This window comes from Blautia fusiformis, from assembly GCF_020686995.1.
Lineage (GTDB): Bacteria > Bacillota > Clostridia > Lachnospirales > Lachnospiraceae > Blautia_A > Blautia_A fusiformis.
This window is the reverse complement of sequence record NZ_JAJEPT010000014.1, coordinates 66,457-87,989: the sequence shown is the minus strand read 5'-3', so window position 1 is coordinate 87,989 and position 21,533 is coordinate 66,457. Positions and strand designations below refer to the sequence as shown.

Below are 21,533 nucleotides of genomic sequence, written 5' to 3'. Positions count from 1 at the left end.
AACAGCCGTGTTGTTAAACTTTTGTTATTCGAAATACTGAGAAACAAAGTGCGGAGAGGAAAATATGAGAAAATATATAATAAAACGGTTGCTGCAGCTGATCCCGGTCCTGATCGGGATCACATTTCTTTCTTTTGCCATGATGCGGCTTGCCGGCGGAGATGCAGTAACCTATATGTATGAAAATGCAGGCTCTGCAGTATCCCAGGAGGTCATTGACAATGCAAAGGCGGAATATGGCCTTGATAAACCATTCCTTGTACAATATGCTACCTGGTTTGCGGGAATGGCAACCGGAGATATGGGAGAGAGCTATGTGTCTCACAGAGATGTCTATGAAACCTTTATTTCAAAGCTTCCGGCAACGATGATGCTGACTCTGTCATCGATCCTTCTTACAATTGTTCTTGCGATCCCGTTGGGAATCCTGTCAGCAGTAAAGCACAACAAATGGGTAGATTATCTGATAAGACTTTTAAGCTTTATCGGCAATTCCATGCCGAATTTTTTTGCTGCCATGGTGCTGATGTATTTTCTGTCCATCAGGCTGGGCGTTTTGCCGGTAGTCACAAATGCAGATCTCGGACAGAGTATTATTCTGCCGACACTGACACTGGCGATCTCCATGGCTGCAAAATATACCAGACAGGTGCGTGCCACGGTTCTGGAAGAACTGAATAAGGATTATGTGACCGGAGCCCGGGCAAGAGGGATCCGCAGTCGTGTGATCATCTGGAAGAGTGTAATGAAGGCTTCCATGCTGACGATCATCACACTGCTGGCGCTGTCCATCGGCAATCTTCTGGGAGGAACTGCCATTGTGGAAAATATCTTTATGTGGGATGGTGTCGGAAAACTGGCGGTAGATGCGATCACCATGCGTGACTATCCGATCATCCAGGCCTATGTGGCATGGATGGCGGTCATTTATGTTCTGGTAAATCTGGTGACAGATATTATTTACCACTATCTGGATCCGAGAGTACGACTTGGAGGTGACAGAGCATGAGTGGAAAAAATAATATCACAGTCCGGAAACAGAAGATCCGGAAAAATCATACAAAAGCAAAGCTTGTCTTTTTTCTTGTGCTCACAGCATTGCTTCTGTTTGTAGCGGCATTTGCAAAATATCTCTGTCCTTATGATCCTTATGCCCAGGATCTGGCACTTGCCCAGAAACCGCCGGGACCGGAGCATCTGCTCGGGACAGACCGTTATGGGAGAGATATGCTTTCCCGTGTGATCATAGGAAGCACGACCAGTATTTATGCAACGCTGCTCCTGGTTGCGGTGATCACTGTGGTGGGAACGGCTATTGGTATTTTCTGTGGCTGGAAGGGCGGCAAAGCCGATACCGTTCTGATGCGTATCTCCGATCTGTTCCTGGCTTTCCCGGGACTGGTATTTGCCCTGGCAGTAGCAGGTGTTCTGGGAGGCGGTATCCAAAATGCGATCATTGCCCTGGCGGTGATCAGCTGGCCGAAGTTTGCAAGACTTGCCAGAGGGCTTACGCTGACTCAGAAGGACTCTGCATATCTTATGGCGGCAAAGCTTTCCGGAAGCAGTACAGGAAAGCTTCTGCTCAAACATATCCTTCCAAATATTGCAGGCCCCATACTTGTTACGTCAGTTCTTGACATCGGAACCATGATGATGGAGCTGGCAGGACTTTCCTTTCTCGGGCTTGGGGTAAAGCCTCCAATGGCAGAATGGGGAAGTATGATCAACGATGGAAGAAGTATGCTGCAGATTTCACCGTGGATGGTACTTGCGCCGGGAATGGCGATTTTTATTACGGTAATGATCTTTAATCTTCTGGGAGATACGATCCGGGATTATATGGATCCGAAAGAACGAAACAGGAGAAGAGGATAACAGGCACTTATAAATAAACATAACACAGAAAGTGAGAGCAGAGATTATGAAGAAAAAGATTCTGGCAGCAGTGCTTGCAGCGGCAATGGTCATGAGCATGACAGGAGTTCCGGCAGCAGCAAAAAGCAAAGAAAAGAGTGAAGGAACTACCTTTGTTTACGGAACTACCGGATACAGTGAAGAAATGGGAGATGCAGGATTAAACCCTCACGACAATTATTCCGGATGGAGCTGTCTTCGTTATGGCGTAGGAGAAACACTGTTTAAGTACAATGACAACATGGAGTTAGAGCCATGGCTTGCTACAGACTATGAATTTACAGACGACAATACAGTAAAGATCACTCTTCGTGACGGTGTGAAATTTTCCAGCGGAAGAACCATGGACGGAGAAGCGGTAAAGGAGTGCCTGGAGGATCTGATCGCAAACCATGACCGTGCACCTTACGATATGAAGATCGATAAGATCGAAGCAGATGGAATGACAGTAACGATCCATACTTCCGAACCATGTCCGGCACTGATCAATTATCTCGGTGATCCATATGGTGCTATCATTGATATGGATTATGGCGTACAGGGAGAGGGCGGCTCTGCAAATGTGGCAGGAACAGGCCCTTATGTTGCAACAGAGGTATCTCCAACAGAGATTAAGCTGGTAAAAAATGAGGATTACTGGGGCGGAGATGTAAAGGTAGACAACGTTATCGTAAAATCCTTCTCAGACGGAAGTGCCCTGACAGCAGCATTACAGACAGGCGATATACAGGGAACCTATGGACTTCAGTATGATAACTATGCGCTTTTTGATGGAAATCCGGACTATCAGATCAGCTCTGTAGCAACAAGCAGATGTTTCTTCGGACAGTTTAATATGAAGTCTGAACTGATGCAGGATCAGAATGTGAGAAAAGCCATTGAGATGGGAATCGATAAGGACGGCTTCTGCAGTGTGATCATGGAGGGACGAGGTGTTCCGGCAGTGGGAGCCTTCCCAAGCAGCTTTTCCTATGGAAACGATGCAGTAAAGGCATCGTCCTATGATCCGGAAGAGGCGAAAAAGCTTCTGGAAGAATCCGGATGGACAGATACGGATGGAGATGGCTATGCAGATAAGGACGGAAAGAAGCTGTCCATCACATGGCTGACCTATCCAACCCGTCTGGAACAGCCTAAGCTTGCAGAATATGCACAGTCCACTTTAAAGGACATCGGAATTGAGGTCAATGTTAACAATACAGCAGATCATGCGACGTATGCGAAGAACGGAGAATTTGATGTATATGTAAGCTCGCTTACAACTGCACCTACCGGTGATCCGGAATATTTCTTCACAAGTACAGTTGTATCTGACGCTGCCAAAAATTATGGCAAATACAGCAATTCGGATCTTGATGATATCGTAGCGAAGCTGCATGAGACCTTTGATACAGATGAGAGAGGTAAGCTTGCTGTGGAAGCACAGCAGACCATTCTGGATGATGATGCGTATTTCTTTGTTTCTCATCTGAACATGGGGCTTGTGTCAAAGTCAAATGTATCAGGGCTGACTGCTCATCCATGTGATTATTACGAGATCACGGCAGATCTGGAAGTGAAATAAGATGGAATCATTGTTGAAGCTTGAGCATGTGACGATCTGCTACAACGGAGAACCGGTTGTACATGATGTGGATCTGAAACTGAATAAAGGGGAGATCCTGGGGGTGGTAGGTGAATCCGGAAGCGGAAAAAGTACCATCATCAAGGCAATCATGGGACTTCTGGGAAACGAAGGCATGGTGACAGAAGGAGATATCTGGTACAAAGGAAAAAATGTGGTGGATATGCCGGAAAAAGAATTACGCAGACTTCTGGGTCCTGAGATCGCCATGGTCTTTCAGGATTCAGGAGCAGCCCTTTGTCCCATCCGCACCGTGGGCGATCAGATTTATGAGAGTATGCGGGAGCATGAAAGGATCAGTCGTAAAGAGTGTGCGGAGCGCGCCGTCCGGATGATGGCTAAGATTGGCCTCAAGGATGGGGAACGTGTTTTGCAAAGCTACCCATTTGAATTGTCCGGCGGTATGAATCAGCGTGTGGGAATCTGTATTTCCATGCTGCAGAATCCGTCGCTTCTTCTGGCAGATGAGCCTACCAGTGCCCTGGATGTAACCATACAGAAACAGGTAGTTGAGGAAATGCTGCTGATGCGTGAGGAATACGGAACAGCCATGATCGTTGTCACACACAACATCGGTGTGGTGGAAAAAATGGCAGATAAGGTTCTGGTACTGAAAAACGGAAAGGTGAGGGAATACGGAAAAACAGCTCAGGTTCTGACAGATCCGGAGGATCCCTATACAAAAGAGCTTATGAGTTCGGTACCTCGTCTGAAACGTACAGGTACCGGAAATGGAGGCAGATGATGACAGAAAATAAAAACATTCTGGAAGTACGTCATTTGAAAAAAAGCTTCACCACCGGTAAAAAATCCTTCACGGCTGTAGAAGACGTAAGCTTTTCTCTGAAAACGGGGGAAGTATTAGGAATCGTAGGTGAATCCGGCTCAGGAAAAAGCACTGTGGCGAAGATGATCACACATCTGACAGAACCCACCGCCGGAGAAATTTTTCTCATGGAAAAGGATATCACACATGCAAGGGGAAAAAATCTCCGGGAAATCTACCGGGAAATGCAGATGATTTTTCAGACACCGGCAGAATCCTTTGACCCCAGATGCACTCTTGGGGACGGAATCGGGGAAAGTCTCCGGAATATGGGGATAAGTAAAAAGGAAATCAGGAACCGTGTGGAAAAGCTTCTGCTTACCTGCGGACTGACTCCGGAATATGCAGATCGGTATCCCCATCAGGTCAGCGGAGGGGAGTGCCAGAGAGCGGCCATTGCCAGAGCTCTGGCTGTGGAACCCAGAGTGCTGATCTGTGATGAAGCAACCAGCGCCCTGGATGTGACTGTGCAGAAACAGATCATGGAGCTGCTTCAGAAGTTAAAAAAAGAAAACCAGCTATCCTTTCTTTTTATCTGCCATGACCTGGCCCTTGTCCAGCTGTTCTGCGACCGGGTGATCGTGATGCATGACGGACATGTGGAAGAGGAAGGGACACCGGAAGAGATCATTGAGCATCCGAAGACAGAGTATACGGAGCAGCTGATCCGGTCGGTGCTGTGATAATGACAGATAAAAACAAAAGAACGAAGTCCTCAGTAGTGCGAATACTGAGGGCTTTTTTGTATGTTACACGTTGACGCATTTTCCCTCACCCGATATAATTAAAAAAGAACCAAAACCGAATGAAAACGGAATAAATAATATAGAGGAGACCACAAAAAATGGCAGAAAATTTACAGATCAGACTGGCAGATCCAAAGGAGGCAGACCGTCTGGCAGAAATCGAGGCAATCTGTTTCCCACCTGCGGAAGCAGCAAGCCATGAGGACGTTGTGAACCGTATGGAAGCATTCCCGGAGAACTTTGTAGTAGCGGTAAAGAACGATCAGATCGTAGGATTTATCAACGGAGGAACCACAGATAAACCGGTACTTCCGGACGAATTTTATCATGATATCACTCTTCACAGAAAGGACGGGGAGATCCAGACTGTATTCGGACTGAATGTGATCCCGGAATACCGTCATCAGGGGATCGCCGGAGAGCTTGTGGAATATTTCAAGGAGCTTGCGAAAGAGCGTGGAAAAAAAGCCCTGATCCTTACCTGCAAGGAGCATATGATCCCATTCTATGAGAGCCACGGACTGAAGAAGCTGGGTGTGGCAGATTCCTGTCATGGCGGAGCAACCTGGTATGATATGCAGATCTGGTTCTGAGAAATGAAGACAGCAACAGAAGAAAAAAGAAGAGTCAGCTGCAGAAACAAAGGTCAGCTGAATAAGAAACCAGAGGAAAAATAAATGAGAATACGAATGTACAATGTGGGGTTCGGGGACTGTTTCTGTATCCGTGACAGAAAAAGCAGCCTGCTTGTGGATTTCGGGGCAGCCAACAGCAAGATCGAAGGGCGGCCACGGAGAGAGGTCTTTGATGTGATCATCTCAGACCTTACTACTATCCGCAAAAAAAATCTGCTTCTGACACATTTTCATCCGGACCATGTTTCCGGATTGCTTTATATGATGCGTTATCGAAGAGATGCCTACGAATTTGAAAAGATCTATCTTCCGGATGTATTTTCCGGTCCGGAAATGAAATACACACTGGCGCTTCTGCTTCTTGCGGATGTGACAAAAAAGGCCAGCCTTCCCGGAAGACGTGTCAGCCTTTTTGCCCTTGCAGAAGCTCTTTGCGCCAGAAAGGTAAAGATCGACCTTTTATCCAGAGGCTCAGAGTTTGAGGGAAAATATACGGCACTCTGGCCGGATCTCAGTGAAGTCAGCCGGGAAACGGAGGATGTATTTAATTCCCTGATCGAGAATCATGAAAATGCAATGACCGAGCTTGTGAACATTGCGGAGGAGGTACGTCAGCTGTTTTTGTCCATGACAGAGGAGACGCCGGAAGCAGAGCCGAAATCTGCTCCACTGTCTGAGGCATCTTTGGTGGAAGAGGATACAGAGGAATCCGAGCGCTCTTTGACAGGACAGGCAGAGCCTGGTGGGGAAAACGAAGGATATACGCAGGAGAAGCTGGAGCTTATAATGGAAAGTACAGGCGCAGCAGCTGAGGATACAGCAGAGACTCCGGAAGAGGCCGAAAAAGAGAGAGCACGTCGCCTCAAACCGGAAAAGCTGGAAAAGAAATTCCGTGAATTACAGGCAACCGAAGAATTTCAGGCACTTCTGGAAAGTGCGGAAAAACAGGGGCATTTTCTGCGTCAGTTCCGTCACAAGATCAGTCTGGCATTTCAGAATACCGGAGACGGAGAGCTGAACCTTCTGTTTACCGGAGATGTACAGCCACAGTACATGAGGATGATCGCAGAAAACTATGATGGCAGGATTCCGCTTCATGAGCATTACTGGTGTATCAAGGTACCACATCATGGTACGGAATCCCATTTCTTTGATTTCAGCAGCTTCTCCCCGGAGAATATGATGATCCCCAACGGAGCCTACTACGACAACAGCAAAAAGAAATCCAAGAATCAGCGCACTTCCATGCAGTACGGCGGTTTATTTTATATTAATGACGCGCATATGTATTGTTCCAACTGTGACTGCTGTGACAGCTATGAGAACGGATGCTCCTGTAGGGAGTATGACGTGATCTCACCGGCTTATTATAAAGATATCTGATCTGTAAAAAAGGCATACTACATGTCACATATTGAAATAATTGTGTAAATGTAACCTATATTATTCACGGCTATGCCGTGAATAATATAGGTTTAATACAGGAGGAAAAATTTTGAAACAGATCGCAGACTTGCACATACATTCCAGATATTCCATGGCAACCAGCAAAGATGGCACGCCGGAGATGCTGGATCTCTGGGCGCGGAAAAAAGGGATCACACTCCTTGGAACCGGAGATATGACACATCCCATCTGGCGGCAGGAGTTGAAGACGAAGCTGATCCCTGCGGAACAGGGACTGTTCCGGCTGAAAGATGAATATGTTTTGCCGGAGGCGGCACGCTATCCTGGAAAAGCACTCAGGTTTGTATTGTCCGGTGAGATCAGTTCCATCTATAAAAAAGGCGGAAAAACCAGGAAGGTGCACAGCCTGATCCTGCTTCCGGGATTCGATGAGGCAGATGCTTTTGCCGCAAGGCTGGAAAAGATTGGAAATATCCATTCAGACGGACGTCCTATTTTGGGGCTGCCCTGTCATGATCTTCTGGAAATGATGCTGGAGGTCAGTGAGGAGGGTATCTATATCCCCGCGCATATCTGGACCCCACATTTTTCCCTGTTTGGGGCAAAGTCCGGATTTGACACCATAGAAGAATGTTTTGAAGAACTGACACCTTACATCCATGCACTGGAGACAGGACTTTCTTCAGATCCGGCGATGAACTGGCAGATCTCGGCGCTGGATGGCTATCAGCTGGTGTCCCATTCGGATGCACATTCACCGTCGAAGCTGGGAAGGGAAGCGGATCTTCTGGATATAGAGCTTTCCTATCAGGGATTGTGGGATGCAGTGCAGAACGGAAAAGGTCTTGAAGGGACGATTGAATTTTTTCCGGAAGAAGGAAAGTATCATTTTGACGGGCACCGGAAATGCGGCGTGTGCTTGAGCCCGAAAGAAGCAGAAATGTATAACGGTATCTGCCCGGTCTGCGGAAAGAAGCTGACCATGGGTGTGGATCACCGGATCCTGCAGTTATCTGACCGTGATGAGAGTTCAGCGGCCATGCCGGAAAGCGGCCGTCCTTATGAAAGCCTGATGCCGCTGCCTGAGGTGATCTCCGCCTGCATGGGATTTTCCACGGCAAGCAAAAAAGTTCAGGGACAGTACGAGGCGCTGCTTGAAAGACTGGGTGCGGAATTTACCATATTGAGAGAGGTTCCGCCGGAAGATATCCGAAAAGCCGGCGGAGAAGTTCTGGCGGAAGGCATCCGGCGGCTCCGTGCAGGAGAAGTGGTGCGGAAACCGGGATCTGACGGAGAATATGGAAAAATAGAATTGTTTTAAGCGAATCAGGTAAGTCCTCTGCGGGGTTGCGAATATCGGCTTGATCCAATTAAGAAAATTTCTGAAATGGTGTGAAAAGAAGCAGCTGTTAAATATTTATGTATTGTGAAGAGTATTGCCGGTCATAGCGTGAGCTGCAAAAGGTAAAAGGCGATAATGATAAAGGATTGGAGCAGGGTAGAGATCATGAAAGAAAAAATAGGCATCATATCAGACACTCACGGCCTTTTGCGGCCTGAGGTACTGGAAACCTTAAAAGACTGTAAGTATATCCTCCATGCCGGAGATGTCAATAAAGACGAGATCCTGGATGTACTGCGTTCCATGGGGAATCTCTATGTGGTCCGTGGAAATAATGATAAAGACTGGGCGGAAAATCTCCGCACCAGTCTAAGCTTTACCATTGGCGGCGTGAAATTTTTTATGGTCCATAACAAAAAAGACGTTGCGTGGGAGCTGGGGGACACCCAGGTGGTCATCTTCGGGCATACTCACAAATATTTTGAGAAGATAATCGATGACAGACTGTGGCTGAATCCGGGAAGCTGTGGAAGAAGCCGCTTTGGCGGGGAGGTTACCATGGCGGTGATGACTGTAGAGGATGGAAAATATCAGGTGGAAAAAATTATTTTGGCGGAGAATTCCGGAAAATGATAAAAATTTTGTTTAAAGATCCTTTTGCGCGGATATGTTTCTGGGGATTACTGGAATACGCTGATGCATAAAAGGATTTTTTGTATTTTATTGGATACAATCCTTGTAATTTTGGATTTGTAGCGTATAATTAGAAAACGTTTAAAACAAAAGTGGTCTTACCACTTTTGCAAAATTCGTTTGAGCGCAGAGTGTGAATATGCGCTTTACATGAATCAGGAGGGATGCAACATGAAGCATGTGCAGCAGTTTAGCATCATCCTGTTGATTTCCGTCATTGGAGAATTACTGAAAACCTTTCTTCCACTTCCGGTACCGGCCAGTGTCTATGGACTGATCATTATGCTGGTGGCTTTGCTCACAGGTATTCTGAAGCTGGATCAGGTCAAAGGTGCGGCAGATTTTCTGGTTGAGATCATGCCGGTGATGTTTGTACCGGCAGGTGTGGGACTGATCACAGCCTGGAGCACTCTGAAACCGATCTGTGTACCGGTTCTCATCATGACGTTTATCAGCACGGTGATCGTAATGGTCGTAACAGGAAAAGTAACACAGGGAGTGATTCGTATGGGAAAGAGAGGAACTGAAAAATGATGGAATTCATAAAAAACTCCGCATTTTTCGGAGCAATGATAAGTCTGATCGCCTATGAGATCGGTCTGATCCTGAAAAAAAAGTTTAAAATGGCGATCTTTAATCCGCTTTTGATCTCCATCATCTGTGTTATCGGTGTTCTTTTGCTCTTCCATATTGATTATGATGATTACAATGAAGGTGGAAAATATATCAGCTATCTGCTGACCCCGGCAACGGTCTGTCTGGCAGTGCCCCTTTATGAGCAGATCCATCTGCTGAAAAAAAATCTCAAGGCAGTGGCTGCCGGAATCTTTTCCGGAACGCTGGCCGGGCTTTGCAGTGTTCTGCTTATGGCGAAATTGTTTGGCTTTGATCATCAGGAATATGTCACTATGCTTCCGAAGTCTATCACAACTGCCATCGGAATGGGCGTTTCCGAGGAGCTTGGCGGTATCGTGACCATCACCGTTGCCGTGATCATCATCACAGGAGTTCTGGGAAATATGATCGCAGAGGTTGTCTACAAGATCGCAAAGATCGAGGAGCCGATCGCAAAGGGCCTTGGACTTGGAACATCTGCCCATGCCATCGGAACTGCCAAAGCCATGGAGCTTGGACCGGTAGAAGGAGCCATGAGCAGCCTTGCCATTGCAGTTGCCGGATTGCTTACGGTTGTCGGCGCATCGGTGTTTGCTGGAATGATGTGAATATTCACTTATCGGTGTAAAAGTTAAATCCATAGAAGAATAAAAATGTGTGAAAGGTCTGTCATATATGGCAGGCTTTTTTCTTTGGGCAGAATATCCTGGGCAGTTCACGAAAAGTAGTTACTGAGAACGGAGTGAACAATAATCACAGAAAAGGAAACCGGAGATGATTTTACTTCGGATGCAACAGAAGTGCCGGATGCAACATTCTTTTTTGTGGATCTTAAAGACGAACATATTTTTGTATAAAATAAACAAATGTTCGAAAAAACCATATTTATACCGTTTTATTGGACTAAAAATGAGCTATAATGCAAACATACAGAAAATATGTTTGGAAAATATGTTCGATAAATCGTGAGACGAACATAGGACAGGGAGGATGGATCTTATGTGGAATACAGAGAGCAGCAGGAAGGCAGTATTGGCAGAAGGAAGATATGTGGATGCTGAGAACGGACATTGCGGCAGACAGAAGCTTTCCTCAGGAATGGCAATGGTACTGGGCGCACTTCTTACAATGGAGATCATGCTTGGCGGGGCAATGCTGTTTAATTTTGATTTCCGTGGAGCAGATATCGTTGCCGTTGTATTGTCATTCATGGTATTATATTTTGCAGTGGTGGCATCACTGACAGACAAGTAATAGAACGGAGGGAGAGAGGATGCCAAGGGTCTTTAACCAGAAGATTAAAATTTTATATCTGATGCGCATTTTTCTGGAACAGACGGACGAAGAGCATCCGATGTCTGTGAAGGAGCTGATCTCCTATCTGAATAGTCTGGGAATCAGTGCAGAGCGTAAGACTGTCTATGATGATATTGAAACCCTGCGGAATTTTGGAATGGATATCCTGAACCGGCGGGAGCACCCGGCCGGTTTTTATCTTGCCAGCCGGGAATTTGAGCTTCCGGAGCTGAGACTTCTGGTGGATGCAGTACAGTCCTCCAGATGTATCACCAATGGGAAATCCCGACAGCTGATCAGGAAGCTGGAGAGCCTTGCCAGTGTTTATGAGTCCAGACAGCTGCGGCGACAGGGATTTGCAGAGAACAGTATCCGGACTATAAACGAGAATGTGTATTACAGTATTGATATGATCCAGCGTGCATTAACTGAGGACAGGCAGATTTCTTTTCAGTATTGTGAATGGACTGTGGAGAAGAAGCTGTATCCGGAGAATGAGGGGGAACGATATTCGGTCAGTCCCTGGGGACTTGTATGGCAGAATGAGGAGTATTATCTGATCACTTACGACGAGAAGTGTGGAAGGGTTAAGCAGTATCTGGTAGATAAGCTCCAGCAGATCCGTATAGAGAAGGAAGTGCGATGCGGCAGAGAATTTTTTGAGAATTATGATATAGGGGAGCTGACATCCAGGACCTTCGGGATGTTTGGCGGAAAAGAGAAAACCATATGTCTGGAAGCACATAACCGCTTAGTCGGGGTGGTGCTGGATCGGTTTGGCAGAGATATTATGATACACAGGAAGGATCCTGAACATTTCAAAACACTGGTTCGTGTAAATATCAGTGACCAGTTCTTTGGCTGGATAGCCAGTCTTGGCCCGGATGCGGTGATCGCGTCACCGGATGAGGTTCGCGATAAGTACCGGGAATTTCTTGAGAAAAGTCTTTCTAATTACAAATGATAAATATATGATAAAGAAAATCTGTATATAATAAAGATTCAGGAAAATTCACTCCTGAGTCTGCAGATTTTCAACAGAAATAATATATAAAAAAATAAATGAAAACAGACAAAAATGAGAAAAATTATATAATAACTGTAACTGAAATATAAAAATAATATAGATAGCATATGTGAAAAAGATAATAGACATTGCGATGTTTAAGTGCTATAATGCTTTCGACTCTTAGGAGGGAATAAATTTTGCCATTTCAGGCAGATTACGGACGGTGAAGATATGACTGTAAAAGCAAGAATGCTGAAGCTTCTGGAGCAGAACGAGAATGAACTGATATCCGGAGAGGCGGCAGCAGCAGAACTAAACTGCACAAGGGCAGCCATCTGGAAAGCTGTGAAATCCCTTCGTGAAGAGGGATATACCATAGAAGCTGGACCAAACAAAGGCTATGTGCTTCGAGGAGGCAGCCGTTTATCGGAAGAAGGAATACGGCTTTACCTCGATCATCCGGATGTCCCTGTAAAAATATACAGAGAACTGGATTCTACAAACCGGGCAGCCAAGGAGGCTGCATTTTCAGGAGAAGCAGGTCATGGTGCACTGATACTGGCGCGCAGACAGAAAAGCGGAAGAGGCCGAAGAGGCCGAAGTTTTTATTCTCCTGAAAATGCAGGACTTTATATGAGTATCGTTCTAAGACCGGACCGGACTCTGAAGGAAGGACTCCTGATCACTACAGCGGCGGCAACTGCAGTGTGCCGTGCAGTGAAGAAAATCTGCGGGATCGACCTTGGAATCAAATGGGTCAATGATCTGTATCTTCATAATAAGAAAGTGTGTGGGATACTGACAGAGGCTGTTACAGACTTTGAAAGCGGGAACATTGAGTTTGCAGTTGTAGGAATTGGTTTGAATCTGTATATGCCGGAAGATGGGTTTCCTGAAGATATACAGGAAACGGCTGGAGCATTGTTTGAAAACAGGAAGGACGCAGAGCATATAAACTGCAGTATTCTTGTGGCGGAGATCGTCAATCAGCTTCTTATGGAAGTGGAGACTCCGGGACTTTCCAGAGAATATACAGAAAATAATATCATTCCTGGAAACATGATCGTGATCACAGACGGACAGTGTACAAGGGAAGCTTATGCAGAATCCATAGCACCAGATGGAAGGCTTCTTGTAAGAGAACAGGATGGTTCAGAAACCCTGCTTTCTTATGGAGAGGTATCTGTACGCAGAAAGTCGGATTAAGGTCAATTGAAATAAATTGTGTATTTTGTATAAAAAACAGATTCTTTTTTGTACAAAACAGGCAAAAATAATATTGACATTCTGGAAATGCGGAGTAAAATAAAGTCAACTACAAGGCGTGGTCATACCAATTATAAAAAGATGCGATCAGCGCCAAGAGAAAAGGAGGGAGAAAAACGGGAGATTTATCAAGTACACTGGCAGAAGAGCTAAACAGTAAGACAGCCTTTACCATTCCGGTGTTTGGTGGAATACCAATTGCAGAATGTGTGGTAGTCACATGGATCATCATGGCGGTTCTTGTGATTCTGTCTCTGATCTTAGTTCGGAATCTCAGTGTGGAAAATCCGGGTAAGAAGCAGCTGCTTCTGGAAACCGGGGTAAGTTTTCTTCAGGATTTCTTCATGGGTATCCTTGGAGAAGAAGGCAAACAGTATGTGCCTTATTTGATGTCAACCGTAATCTACATCGGAATAGCCAATATCGCAGGCGTATTTGGTTTTACACCACCGACGAAGGACATGAATGTTACCATTGCGCTGGCGCTGATGAGCATTATTCTGATCGAGTATGCAGGCTTTCATAAGAGGGGATTGAAGGGTTTCCTGAAAAGCTTTGCGGAGCCGGTTCCGATCATGCTTCCGATCAACATTCTGGAAATAGCGATCAGGCCTACATCTCTCTGCATGCGGTTGTTCGGTAATGTTCTGGGAAGCTTCGTAGTTATGAAGCTGCTGGAGTTTGTTTGTCCGGCCATTCTTCCCATACCATTCAGCCTGTATTTTGATTTCTTCGATGGATTCATACAGGCGTATGTATTTGTATTTTTAACATCCTTGTTCATCAAGGAAGCAATTGAGTAGTGAAGCGGAAGCTCCGCTTGATCTAAAAATGAAAAAAATTGTATTTTACAGGAGGAAAAAACTATGTTAATCGCAATTGGTGCAGCTATCGCAGTTCTTACAGGTATTGGAGCAGGTATTGGTATCGGTCTTGCAACATCTAAAGCAGTAGAAGCTATCGCAAGACAGCCAGAGGCAGAGAGCAAGATCAGTAAAGCACTTCTTCTTGGATGTGCTCTTGCAGAGGCAACAGCTATTTACGGTTTCGTAATCGGTCTTCTGATCATCATCATGCTTGGCTAATAGGTAAAGACGAGATACTAATTCAGGATTAAGAGAGGCAGGTGGACCAGGTGATTAAAATTGATATCAACCTTGTCTTTACTATTATAAACCTGATCGTTCTTTATCTTTTAATGAAGAAGTTCCTTTTCGGCCCGATCATTGGTGTTATGGAGAAAAGAAAAGCCATGATCGATGAGCAGTTTGCTTCAGCAGAGAAGACAACCACTGAAGCAAACCAGCTGAAAGGACAGTATGAGGATGCACTGAAATCTGCGAAGGAGGAATCCTTCAGTATTGTAGAGCAGGCTAAGGACGAGGCAAAAGTACAGGCAGACAGCATCGTGAAGAGAGCTAATGATCAGGCTGGCCAGATTCTTGAGAAAGCAAGAAGAGACATCAGCACTGAGCAGGAAGCTGCTATGAAAGCGATGGAAGGCAAAGTGGCTGAGCTGGCAATGGATGCAGCATCCAGAATCATGGGAAAAAAGAACGACGAAGCACAGGATATGTCCCTATATGACCAGTTTTTAGAAGGAGCAGGTGATCCTCATGACAGAGACGTCCATTAATTATGCAAAAGCATTATACGGTCTTTCTGTCCCGGGGGAGGCAATCTGCGAAACAGGAAAGATTTTTAAGAATACACCTGAGATAGGTAAAATGCTTGAAAATCCACTTGTTTCCCTCAAAGAAAAAGAACAGGTAATAGAGCGGATTTTTCCGCAGGAAATGAAGAGTTTTCTTAAAGTAACGTGTAAGTATCAGAAGATTGACAGAATCGGAGAGATCCTTGAAGCTTATGATGCTTACAGCCGGGAACAGAAAGGAATTCTCAAGGCAGAGCTTCTTTATGTAACACGTCCTGCCGAAGAGCAGGAAAATAAGATGAAGGAGTTTCTCCGTAGCCAGTTTTCTGCCAGAGAAGTGGAACTTACCCTTACAGAGGATAAAAGCCTTGTAGGTGGATTTGTTCTCCGGGCAGGAGATCGTGAGTACGACTGGAGCCTCATCGGACGTTATAAGAAACTGAAACAGAAATTAACCCGGAGGTGAAATTGAATTGGGTGCAATAAATCCAGATGAAATCATTTCGATTCTCAAGGAAGAAATAAAGAACTATGACGAAATCAGCAAGGACCAGGAAGTAGGCACTGTCATCTCCGTGGGAGATGGCATCGCAACTGTTTATGGTATCGATCATGCCATGTACGGTGAGGTTGTGACCTTCGAGAATGGTCTGAAAGGTATGGTACAGGATGTCCGTGCCAACAGCATGGGATGTATTCTTTTCGGAAAGGATACAGGAATCAAGGAAGGCACCAAGGTTGCCAGAACTGGCAAACAGGCAGGTATTCCGGTAGGTGATAAATTTATCGGAAGAATCGTAAACGCACTTGGTGAGCCTATTGATGGAAAGGGAGAGATCCAGGCAGAGGAATACCGCCCGATCGAGAACCCGGCTCCTGGAATCATCGATCGTAAGTCTGTAACTGTACCTCTGGAAACAGGAATCCTTTCCATTGATTCCATGTTTCCGATCGGCCGTGGACAGCGAGAGCTGATCATCGGCGACAGACAGACAGGTAAAACATCCATCGCAACAGATACGATCATCAACCAGAAAGGTAAGGATGTGATCTGTATCTATGTTGCCATCGGACAGAAAGCTTCTACCGTTGCAAAGGTAGTTTCCAATCTTGAAAAATACGGTGCAATGGAGTATACAACTGTATTCTCCGCAACAGCCAGTGACTGTGCACCGCTTCAGTATATTGCTCCTTACGCTGGTACTGCTCTTGCAGAGTATTTCATGTATCAGGGCAAAGACGTATTGATCGTATATGATGATCTTTCCAAGCATGCAGTGGCATATCGTGCATTGTCACTTCTGCTTGAGCGTTCTCCGGGACGTGAGGCATATCCTGGTGACGTATTCTATCTTCATTCCAGACTTCTGGAGCGTTCCAGCCGTCTGAGTGAAGAGGCAGGCGGCGGATCCATTACGGCACTTCCGATCATCGAGACACAGGCCGGTGATGTATCTGCATACATTCCTACAAACGTAATTTCCATCACAGATGGTCAGATATTCCTGGAAAGTGATCTGTTCTTCTCAGGCATGCGTCCGGCAGTCAATGTTGGTCTTTCCGTATCCCGTGTTGGTGGTGCTGCACAGACCAAGGCTATGAAGAAAGCTTCCGGTAGTGTACGTATCGACCTGGCACAGTACAGAGAGATGGAAGTGTTCACCCAGTTCAGTTCAGATCTGGATGAGGCTACAACTGCACAGCTGAAATACGGAAGCTGTCTGATGGAGCTTCTGAAACAGCCGCTCTGCAGCCCGTTAAGTCTTCATCAGCAGGTAATTACTCTCTGCGTTGCGACTCACAAGCTGATGGTAGATGTAGAAAAGAAAGAGATCAAGAAATATCAGAAGGATCTTCTGGAGTACTTTGATAATGTATATCCTGAGATCGGCAAAGAGATCGAGACTACAAAGCAGCTCTCTGATGAGCTTGTAGAGAAAATCGTAAAGGCGGCAGAAGAATTCAGAGATAAGAGCAGGTAGGTGTTGATATGGCAAATGCAAAAGAAATACAGACTCGTATGAAAAGCATTCAGGACACCATGAAGATCACCAATGCGATGTACATGATTTCTTCTTCCAAGATGCAAAAGGCCAAGAAGATCCTGCAGGATACGGAACCATATTTCTATAATATGCAGGCCGCCATTGCCAGGATCCTCCGTCATATGCCGGATATCCAGCATCCTTTCTTCAGTGAGCGTCATCTTGTTCCGAAGGATGAAAGAAAGGTAGGTACCATTGTCATTACAGGTGATAAAGGTATGGCTGGTGCATACAATCATAATGTACAGAAAATGACAGAAGATTTCATGGAAGAGGTACCGGGACATCACAAGCTGTATGTCCTTGGTATGGTAGGGCGTCAGTATTTCGGCAAGAGAGATGTGGATATGGACGGCAGTTTTCATTATACCGTGCAGAAGCCGACTATGCACAGAGCACGCCTTATCACAGATGAGATCGTACGTGCGTTTTTGGAAAGAGAGCTGGATGAAATTCACATTGTCTATACACAGATGCTGAATGCGATGGCAATGGAAAATGTGAATATGCAGCTTTTACCGCTGAAAAAGGCTGATTTTAAAGTGGGTCAGATTCCGGCAGATATTTATCAGGAGGAGATCGTGTTATCTCCGTCTGCAGATGTACTTCTGGATACTATGATCCCCAACTACCTTACAGGTGTGATCTATGGATGTCTTGTAGAGGCATATGCCAGTGAGAACAGTGCGAGAATGACAGCAATGCAGTCCTCTACAGATAGTGCGAGGGCGATGCTGAAGGATCTTTCCATTCAGTATAATCGAGCACGTCAGGCTGCGATCACGCAGGAGATCACAGAGGTTATCAGCGGTGCTAAAGCACAAAAAAGGAAGTGATGACTATGAATAAAGGTAAGATCGTACAGGTTATGGGACCTGTTGTAGACGTTGTTTTTGAAGACGGACAGCTTCCGGATATCAAGGATGCCCTTGAAGTCGAGAACAACGGTAAGAGATGCGTTATGGAGGTGTCCCAGCACCTTGGAAATAATATCGTGCGCTGCATCATGCTGGGAGCCAGCGAGGGCCTGCAGCGAGACAGAGAAGTAACAGCTACCGGAAGCGGTATCAAGGTTCCGGTTGGAGATAAAACACTTGGTCGTCTGTTCAACGTTCTTGGAGATACCGTAGATGGCGGTGATTCCCTGGACGGTGAGGAGCATTGGGTCATCCATCGTGATCCGCCTTCATTTGAAGAGCAGAAACCGGCAGTTGAGATCCTGGAAACAGGTATCAAGGTTATCGATCTTCTTGCTCCATATGCAAAAGGTGGTAAGATCGGTCTGTTCGGTGGTGCCGGTGTTGGTAAGACAGTCCTTATCCAGGAGCTGATCCAGAATATCGCTACCGAGCATGGTGGATATTCTATTTTCACCGGTGTCGGTGAGCGTTCCCGTGAGGGTAATGACCTTTGGACAGAAATGAAGGAATCAGGTGTTCTTGAGAAGACAGCCTTAGTGTTCGGACAGATGAACGAGCCGCCCGGAGCACGTATGCGTGTTGCGGAGACCGGACTTACTATGGCAGAGTATTTCCGTGATCAGGAGCACAGAGACGTACTTCTTTTTATTGATAATATCTTCCGTTTTGTACAGGCAGGATCTGAGGTTTCCGCTCTGCTTGGACGTATGCCGTCCGCAGTAGGATACCAGCCTACACTGGCAACTGAGATGGGTGAGCTTCAGGAGAGGATCGCATCTACCAAGGAAGGATCCGTTACATCCGTACAGGCCGTATATGTACCGGCCGATGACCTGACTGACCCGGCTCCGGCAACAACATTTGCTCATCTGGATGCGACAACGGTTCTTTCCCGTAAGATCGTTGAGCAGGGTATTTATCCGGCTGTAGATCCGCTTGAGTCTACTTCCCGTATCCTGGAGGCAGATATTGTTGGTGAGGAACATTACGAGGTTGCACGTAGAGTACAGGAGATTCTTCAGAAATATAAAGAGCTGCAGGACATCATTGCTATTCTTGGTATGGAGGAGCTCTCAGAGGAAGATAAGCAGACAGTATTTCGTGCAAGAAAGATCCAGAAGTTCCTTTCACAGCCGTTCCATGTAGCTGAGAACTTCACCGGTATCAAAGGTAAATATGTACCGCTGAAAGAGACGATCCGTGGCTTCAAGGCAATCATTGACGGTGAAATGGATGAGTATCCGGAGAACGCATTCTTTAATGTTGGAACCATTGATGATGTAATTGCAAAAGCAAAAGCCGAGGAGAACCGGCAGTAAGGAGCGGCTATGAGTGAGACATTTGGCCTGGAAATATATGCCAGCAATAAACTGGCTTATGCAGGACGTGCTCAGAAGCTTATTATCCCGGCAGTGGATGGTGAGCAGGGATTTCTTGCTCATCATGCGAATGTGGTAGCAACCATTATTCCAGGTGAGATGCGTTTTGAGGATGCAGATGGAAATACACATGTTTTTGCTGTGAGCAGCGGATTTGTTGAGATGATCAATAACCGTGCCAAGCTGTTCTGTCTCAGTGTAGAAAGCCCCGAGGAAATCGATATCCGTCGTGCGCAGGAAGCGAAGGATCGTGCAGAGGAGCAGCTTCGCCAGAAACAGAGTATTATGGAATACCACAGGAGTCAGCTGGCTCTTGCGAGAGCAATGACACGTCTTAAGGTAACACATAAGCAGTAAATTTAAATCATATAAAAAGATCCATTGTCAGGAAGCTGACAGTGGATCTTTTTTTCTCTGTTATTTTGTGGATGAATCAGAATCAGAATCGGTATTTTCCGGATCAGCAATGGAAGAAGCTTCAGATGCTGTATCTTTGTCGGAGTTATCAGAAGTATGAACAGGCTTTTCTGTCAGCTGCTGATATGGACGATAGGGTTCCCAGTAATGCTCTTCTTTTGTTTCGGTTTCCTGTTTCAGTTTCTTTTTCTGCTGAGTAAGAATATAAATACCTGCAGCAATGATACCTGCAGCAATGACGATCTGCGGAAGGCTGTTGCAGATATTGTATACATAGTCGACCATATTAGTCGGTACAATGAGGTACAAAAGACTTGTGAAACGACTCCACAGGATGCAGATACCAAACAGGATCAGGACCCATGCAGCTGCACTTTGATGCTTTTGTAAGAATTTTCCCATATCACCGGAAAACTGATCCATGTGAAGAATGTAATTATCCTCTACAGAGTAGAATTCTTCTTCTGACAGGGATTTCAGATTATGGACATTAAAAAAACTATAGAACCATATTACCGGGAGAAACATGGCCAGCCATCCAAGGCCGGTTATGGATGCCAGTGCGATCGATCCCCAGAACAGCAGCATAATGCTGAGTCCCTGTTTTTTAAATCCCATGTACATTTCCCCGGCACCGGGGATCAGGGAAAAGATAAATACCCAGAAACCATGTTTTTGTTTTTTCATAAATTTACTTGCCTCCGTTTATAATTTTATTCGTAAGATCATTCAGATTATTACTGATCTTCTGAGAATGTTCACTGAGCTGGGAACCTACCTCTCTGGAAAGCTGATTCAGGCCGGAACCAATGTCAAGGGATGAAGAAATCTTAACTTTTGTTTCCGGTGAAGGATGAAGAGCCGTAAAATCTGTCTGCGATACAGAAAAAAGCATGATCAGCGCAACACCCATACCTACGGCAGTCCGTAAGCCTGCACAGAGAAGCTTCATCCAATAAGCAGTTTCATGTATTTTTCTGGAAGCCTGAACTTCCGGAGAAGCTGCCTTTTTCAGAATTTCATCCTTCAGATAGGATGGAGCATACTCAGAAGCGGCATCCTCATTCTGAAGAAGTTCATCCAGACAGAAATCACATTGATCCATATGCTCCAGAAAACGGATCATTTCATCCGTATTCATGGTTCCGTCCTGGAATTTCTGGAATTCATCCTGTGGTATGTGCATCTAATCACTCCTTTCCAGCAGTGCCTTCAGCATAGATCTGGACCGGTAGATCTGCGTCTGGACTGTTTTGATATTTTTATTCTGCGCCTTTGCAATTTCTGCGGCGGTTTTTTCTTCGCAGAAATGCTCAATGGCAACCTCCCTGTAGGGACTCTTCAGCGCTGAACATAAATGTCGGATCCTATCCTTGAAATCTTTGTCCAGAAATGCCTCCTCCGGGGAAAACTCTTTATCATGGAGCTGTTCAAAATAGGTATCCTCTGTGGGAATGGTACGTCTGCCGGCTGCTTTCAGATGATCCAGACATTTTCTGACTGCGATCTTGCTGAGCCAGGCTTTTTCGTAGGTGCCATCAAAACGGGAGAGATTTTTGTAGGCGGAAAGAAAAACATCCTGTGTCAGATCCTCGGCGTCAAAGGGATTGCCCACCGATTTCAGACAAATGGAAAATATTAAATTTTGGTATGTATGTATCAGATATTCCAGATATTCTTCCCGTGTGATGCAATCAGCTCCCTTCTCTTCCCGTTTCATTTATTATAACGCGGAACCTGAAGGA

Annotated in this window: 24 protein-coding genes and 1 pseudogene; 22 read left to right on the top strand and 3 right to left on the bottom strand. The window is 45.6% G+C overall.

What is annotated here, in order from left to right; translation table 11 throughout:
• Positions 1-64: 64 nt before the first annotated feature.
• From nikB to atpC, 22 genes and pseudogenes are all read left to right on the top strand, one after another.
• A complete protein-coding gene (gene nikB, locus LKD46_RS12590) occupies positions 65-1,009 on the top strand; it encodes a nickel ABC transporter permease (protein ID WP_118607856.1) in 945 nt (314 codons plus the stop codon).
• The gene (nikC, locus tag LKD46_RS12585) at positions 1,006-1,875 is read left to right on the top strand and encodes a nickel transporter permease (protein WP_110102741.1); all 870 of its coding nucleotides are present in this window, start codon (positions 1,006-1,008) and stop codon (positions 1,873-1,875) included. Before nikB ends, nikC begins: the two co-directional genes overlap by 4 nt.
• A gap of 46 nt (positions 1,876-1,921) precedes the next feature.
• Positions 1,922-3,478, top strand: a complete 1,557-nt coding sequence (locus tag LKD46_RS12580) for an ABC transporter substrate-binding protein (protein WP_227574195.1) — start codon at positions 1,922-1,924, stop codon at positions 3,476-3,478.
• A gap of 1 nt (position 3,479) precedes the next feature.
• Positions 3,480-4,283, top strand: coding sequence for an ABC transporter ATP-binding protein (locus LKD46_RS12575; RefSeq protein WP_227574194.1), 804 nt, complete (start codon positions 3,480-3,482; stop codon positions 4,281-4,283).
• Positions 4,283-5,047, top strand: a complete 765-nt coding sequence (locus LKD46_RS12570; RefSeq protein ID WP_227574193.1) for an ABC transporter ATP-binding protein — start codon at positions 4,283-4,285, stop codon at positions 5,045-5,047. Before LKD46_RS12575 ends, LKD46_RS12570 begins: the two co-directional genes overlap by 1 nt.
• A gap of 161 nt (positions 5,048-5,208) precedes the next feature.
• The gene (locus tag LKD46_RS12565) at positions 5,209-5,703 is read left to right on the top strand and encodes a GNAT family N-acetyltransferase (RefSeq protein WP_227574192.1); all 495 of its coding nucleotides are present in this window, start codon (positions 5,209-5,211) and stop codon (positions 5,701-5,703) included.
• Positions 5,704-5,787: 84 nt separating this feature from the next.
• Positions 5,788-7,128 (top strand): MBL fold metallo-hydrolase, encoded by a 1,341-nt coding sequence (locus LKD46_RS12560; protein WP_227574191.1) that lies wholly within the window; start codon positions 5,788-5,790, stop codon positions 7,126-7,128.
• A 154-nt stretch (positions 7,129-7,282) separates the two neighbouring features.
• A pseudogene (locus LKD46_RS12555) lies at positions 7,283-8,470 on the top strand (endonuclease Q family protein); the annotation flags it as partial.
• A gap of 189 nt (positions 8,471-8,659) precedes the next feature.
• Entirely contained in the window at positions 8,660-9,127 is a 468-nt protein-coding gene (locus LKD46_RS12550; RefSeq protein WP_227574190.1) for a metallophosphoesterase family protein, read from the top strand.
• 231 nt (positions 9,128-9,358) lie between these two features.
• Positions 9,359-9,721, top strand: a complete 363-nt coding sequence (locus LKD46_RS12545) for a CidA/LrgA family protein (RefSeq protein ID WP_118514074.1) — start codon at positions 9,359-9,361, stop codon at positions 9,719-9,721.
• Positions 9,718-10,410: an LrgB family protein gene (locus LKD46_RS12540; protein ID WP_173754011.1), complete on the top strand. Its 693-nt coding sequence runs from the start codon at positions 9,718-9,720 to the stop codon at positions 10,408-10,410. The genes LKD46_RS12545 and LKD46_RS12540 overlap by 4 nt, the downstream gene beginning before the upstream one ends.
• Positions 10,411-10,801: 391 nt before the next feature.
• Complete coding sequence (locus LKD46_RS12535; RefSeq protein WP_118607850.1) at positions 10,802-11,056, top strand: hypothetical protein; 255 nt, start codon at positions 10,802-10,804, stop codon at positions 11,054-11,056.
• A 19-nt stretch (positions 11,057-11,075) separates the two neighbouring features.
• Entirely contained in the window at positions 11,076-12,062 is a 987-nt protein-coding gene (locus LKD46_RS12530) for a helix-turn-helix transcriptional regulator (RefSeq protein WP_227574189.1), read from the top strand.
• A gap of 276 nt (positions 12,063-12,338) precedes the next feature.
• Positions 12,339-13,313: a biotin--[acetyl-CoA-carboxylase] ligase gene (locus tag LKD46_RS12525; protein ID WP_227574188.1), complete on the top strand. Its 975-nt coding sequence runs from the start codon at positions 12,339-12,341 to the stop codon at positions 13,311-13,313.
• A 197-nt stretch (positions 13,314-13,510) separates the two neighbouring features.
• Entirely contained in the window at positions 13,511-14,176 is a 666-nt protein-coding gene (locus LKD46_RS12520) for a F0F1 ATP synthase subunit A (RefSeq protein ID WP_227574203.1), read from the top strand.
• Positions 14,177-14,239: 63 nt separating this feature from the next.
• Positions 14,240-14,458 carry an ATP synthase F0 subunit C gene (gene atpE / locus LKD46_RS12515; protein WP_021652814.1) on the top strand — a complete coding sequence of 73 codons (219 nt, stop codon included), beginning with the start codon at positions 14,240-14,242 and terminating at the stop codon, positions 14,456-14,458.
• Positions 14,459-14,508: 50 nt separating this feature from the next.
• Positions 14,509-15,009 carry a F0F1 ATP synthase subunit B gene (atpF, locus tag LKD46_RS12510; RefSeq protein ID WP_022427145.1) on the top strand — a complete coding sequence of 167 codons (501 nt, stop codon included), beginning with the start codon at positions 14,509-14,511 and terminating at the stop codon, positions 15,007-15,009.
• Complete coding sequence (atpH, locus tag LKD46_RS12505) at positions 14,990-15,493, top strand: ATP synthase F1 subunit delta (protein ID WP_118368482.1); 504 nt, start codon at positions 14,990-14,992, stop codon at positions 15,491-15,493. Before atpF ends, atpH begins: the two co-directional genes overlap by 20 nt.
• Positions 15,494-15,500: 7 nt before the next feature.
• Positions 15,501-17,009: a F0F1 ATP synthase subunit alpha gene (atpA, locus tag LKD46_RS12500; RefSeq protein ID WP_021652816.1), complete on the top strand. Its 1,509-nt coding sequence runs from the start codon at positions 15,501-15,503 to the stop codon at positions 17,007-17,009.
• A gap of 8 nt (positions 17,010-17,017) precedes the next feature.
• Positions 17,018-17,908, top strand: a complete 891-nt coding sequence (gene atpG / locus LKD46_RS12495) for an ATP synthase F1 subunit gamma (protein WP_118368481.1) — start codon at positions 17,018-17,020, stop codon at positions 17,906-17,908.
• A gap of 5 nt (positions 17,909-17,913) precedes the next feature.
• Positions 17,914-19,311 (top strand): F0F1 ATP synthase subunit beta, encoded by a 1,398-nt coding sequence (gene atpD / locus LKD46_RS12490; RefSeq protein ID WP_118062354.1) that lies wholly within the window; start codon positions 17,914-17,916, stop codon positions 19,309-19,311.
• A 9-nt stretch (positions 19,312-19,320) separates the two neighbouring features.
• Positions 19,321-19,728 carry an ATP synthase F1 subunit epsilon gene (gene atpC, locus LKD46_RS12485; RefSeq protein WP_118368480.1) on the top strand — a complete coding sequence of 136 codons (408 nt, stop codon included), beginning with the start codon at positions 19,321-19,323 and terminating at the stop codon, positions 19,726-19,728.
• Positions 19,729-19,788: 60 nt separating this feature from the next.
• Here the strand turns inward: atpC and LKD46_RS12480 are convergent, their stop codons facing one another.
• From LKD46_RS12480 to LKD46_RS12470, 3 genes are read right to left on the bottom strand one after another with little or no spacing between them, the layout of a single operon-like run.
• A complete protein-coding gene (locus LKD46_RS12480) occupies positions 19,789-20,475 on the bottom strand; it encodes a hypothetical protein (protein ID WP_227574187.1) in 687 nt (228 codons plus the stop codon).
• Between the two features lie 4 nt (positions 20,476-20,479).
• Entirely contained in the window at positions 20,480-20,974 is a 495-nt protein-coding gene (locus tag LKD46_RS12475; protein ID WP_227574186.1) for a hypothetical protein, read from the bottom strand.
• On the bottom strand, positions 20,975-21,508 hold the full coding sequence (locus LKD46_RS12470; RefSeq protein ID WP_118607847.1) for an RNA polymerase sigma factor: 534 nt from the start codon (positions 21,506-21,508) through the stop codon (positions 20,975-20,977).
• Positions 21,509-21,533: the final 25 nt, after the last annotated feature.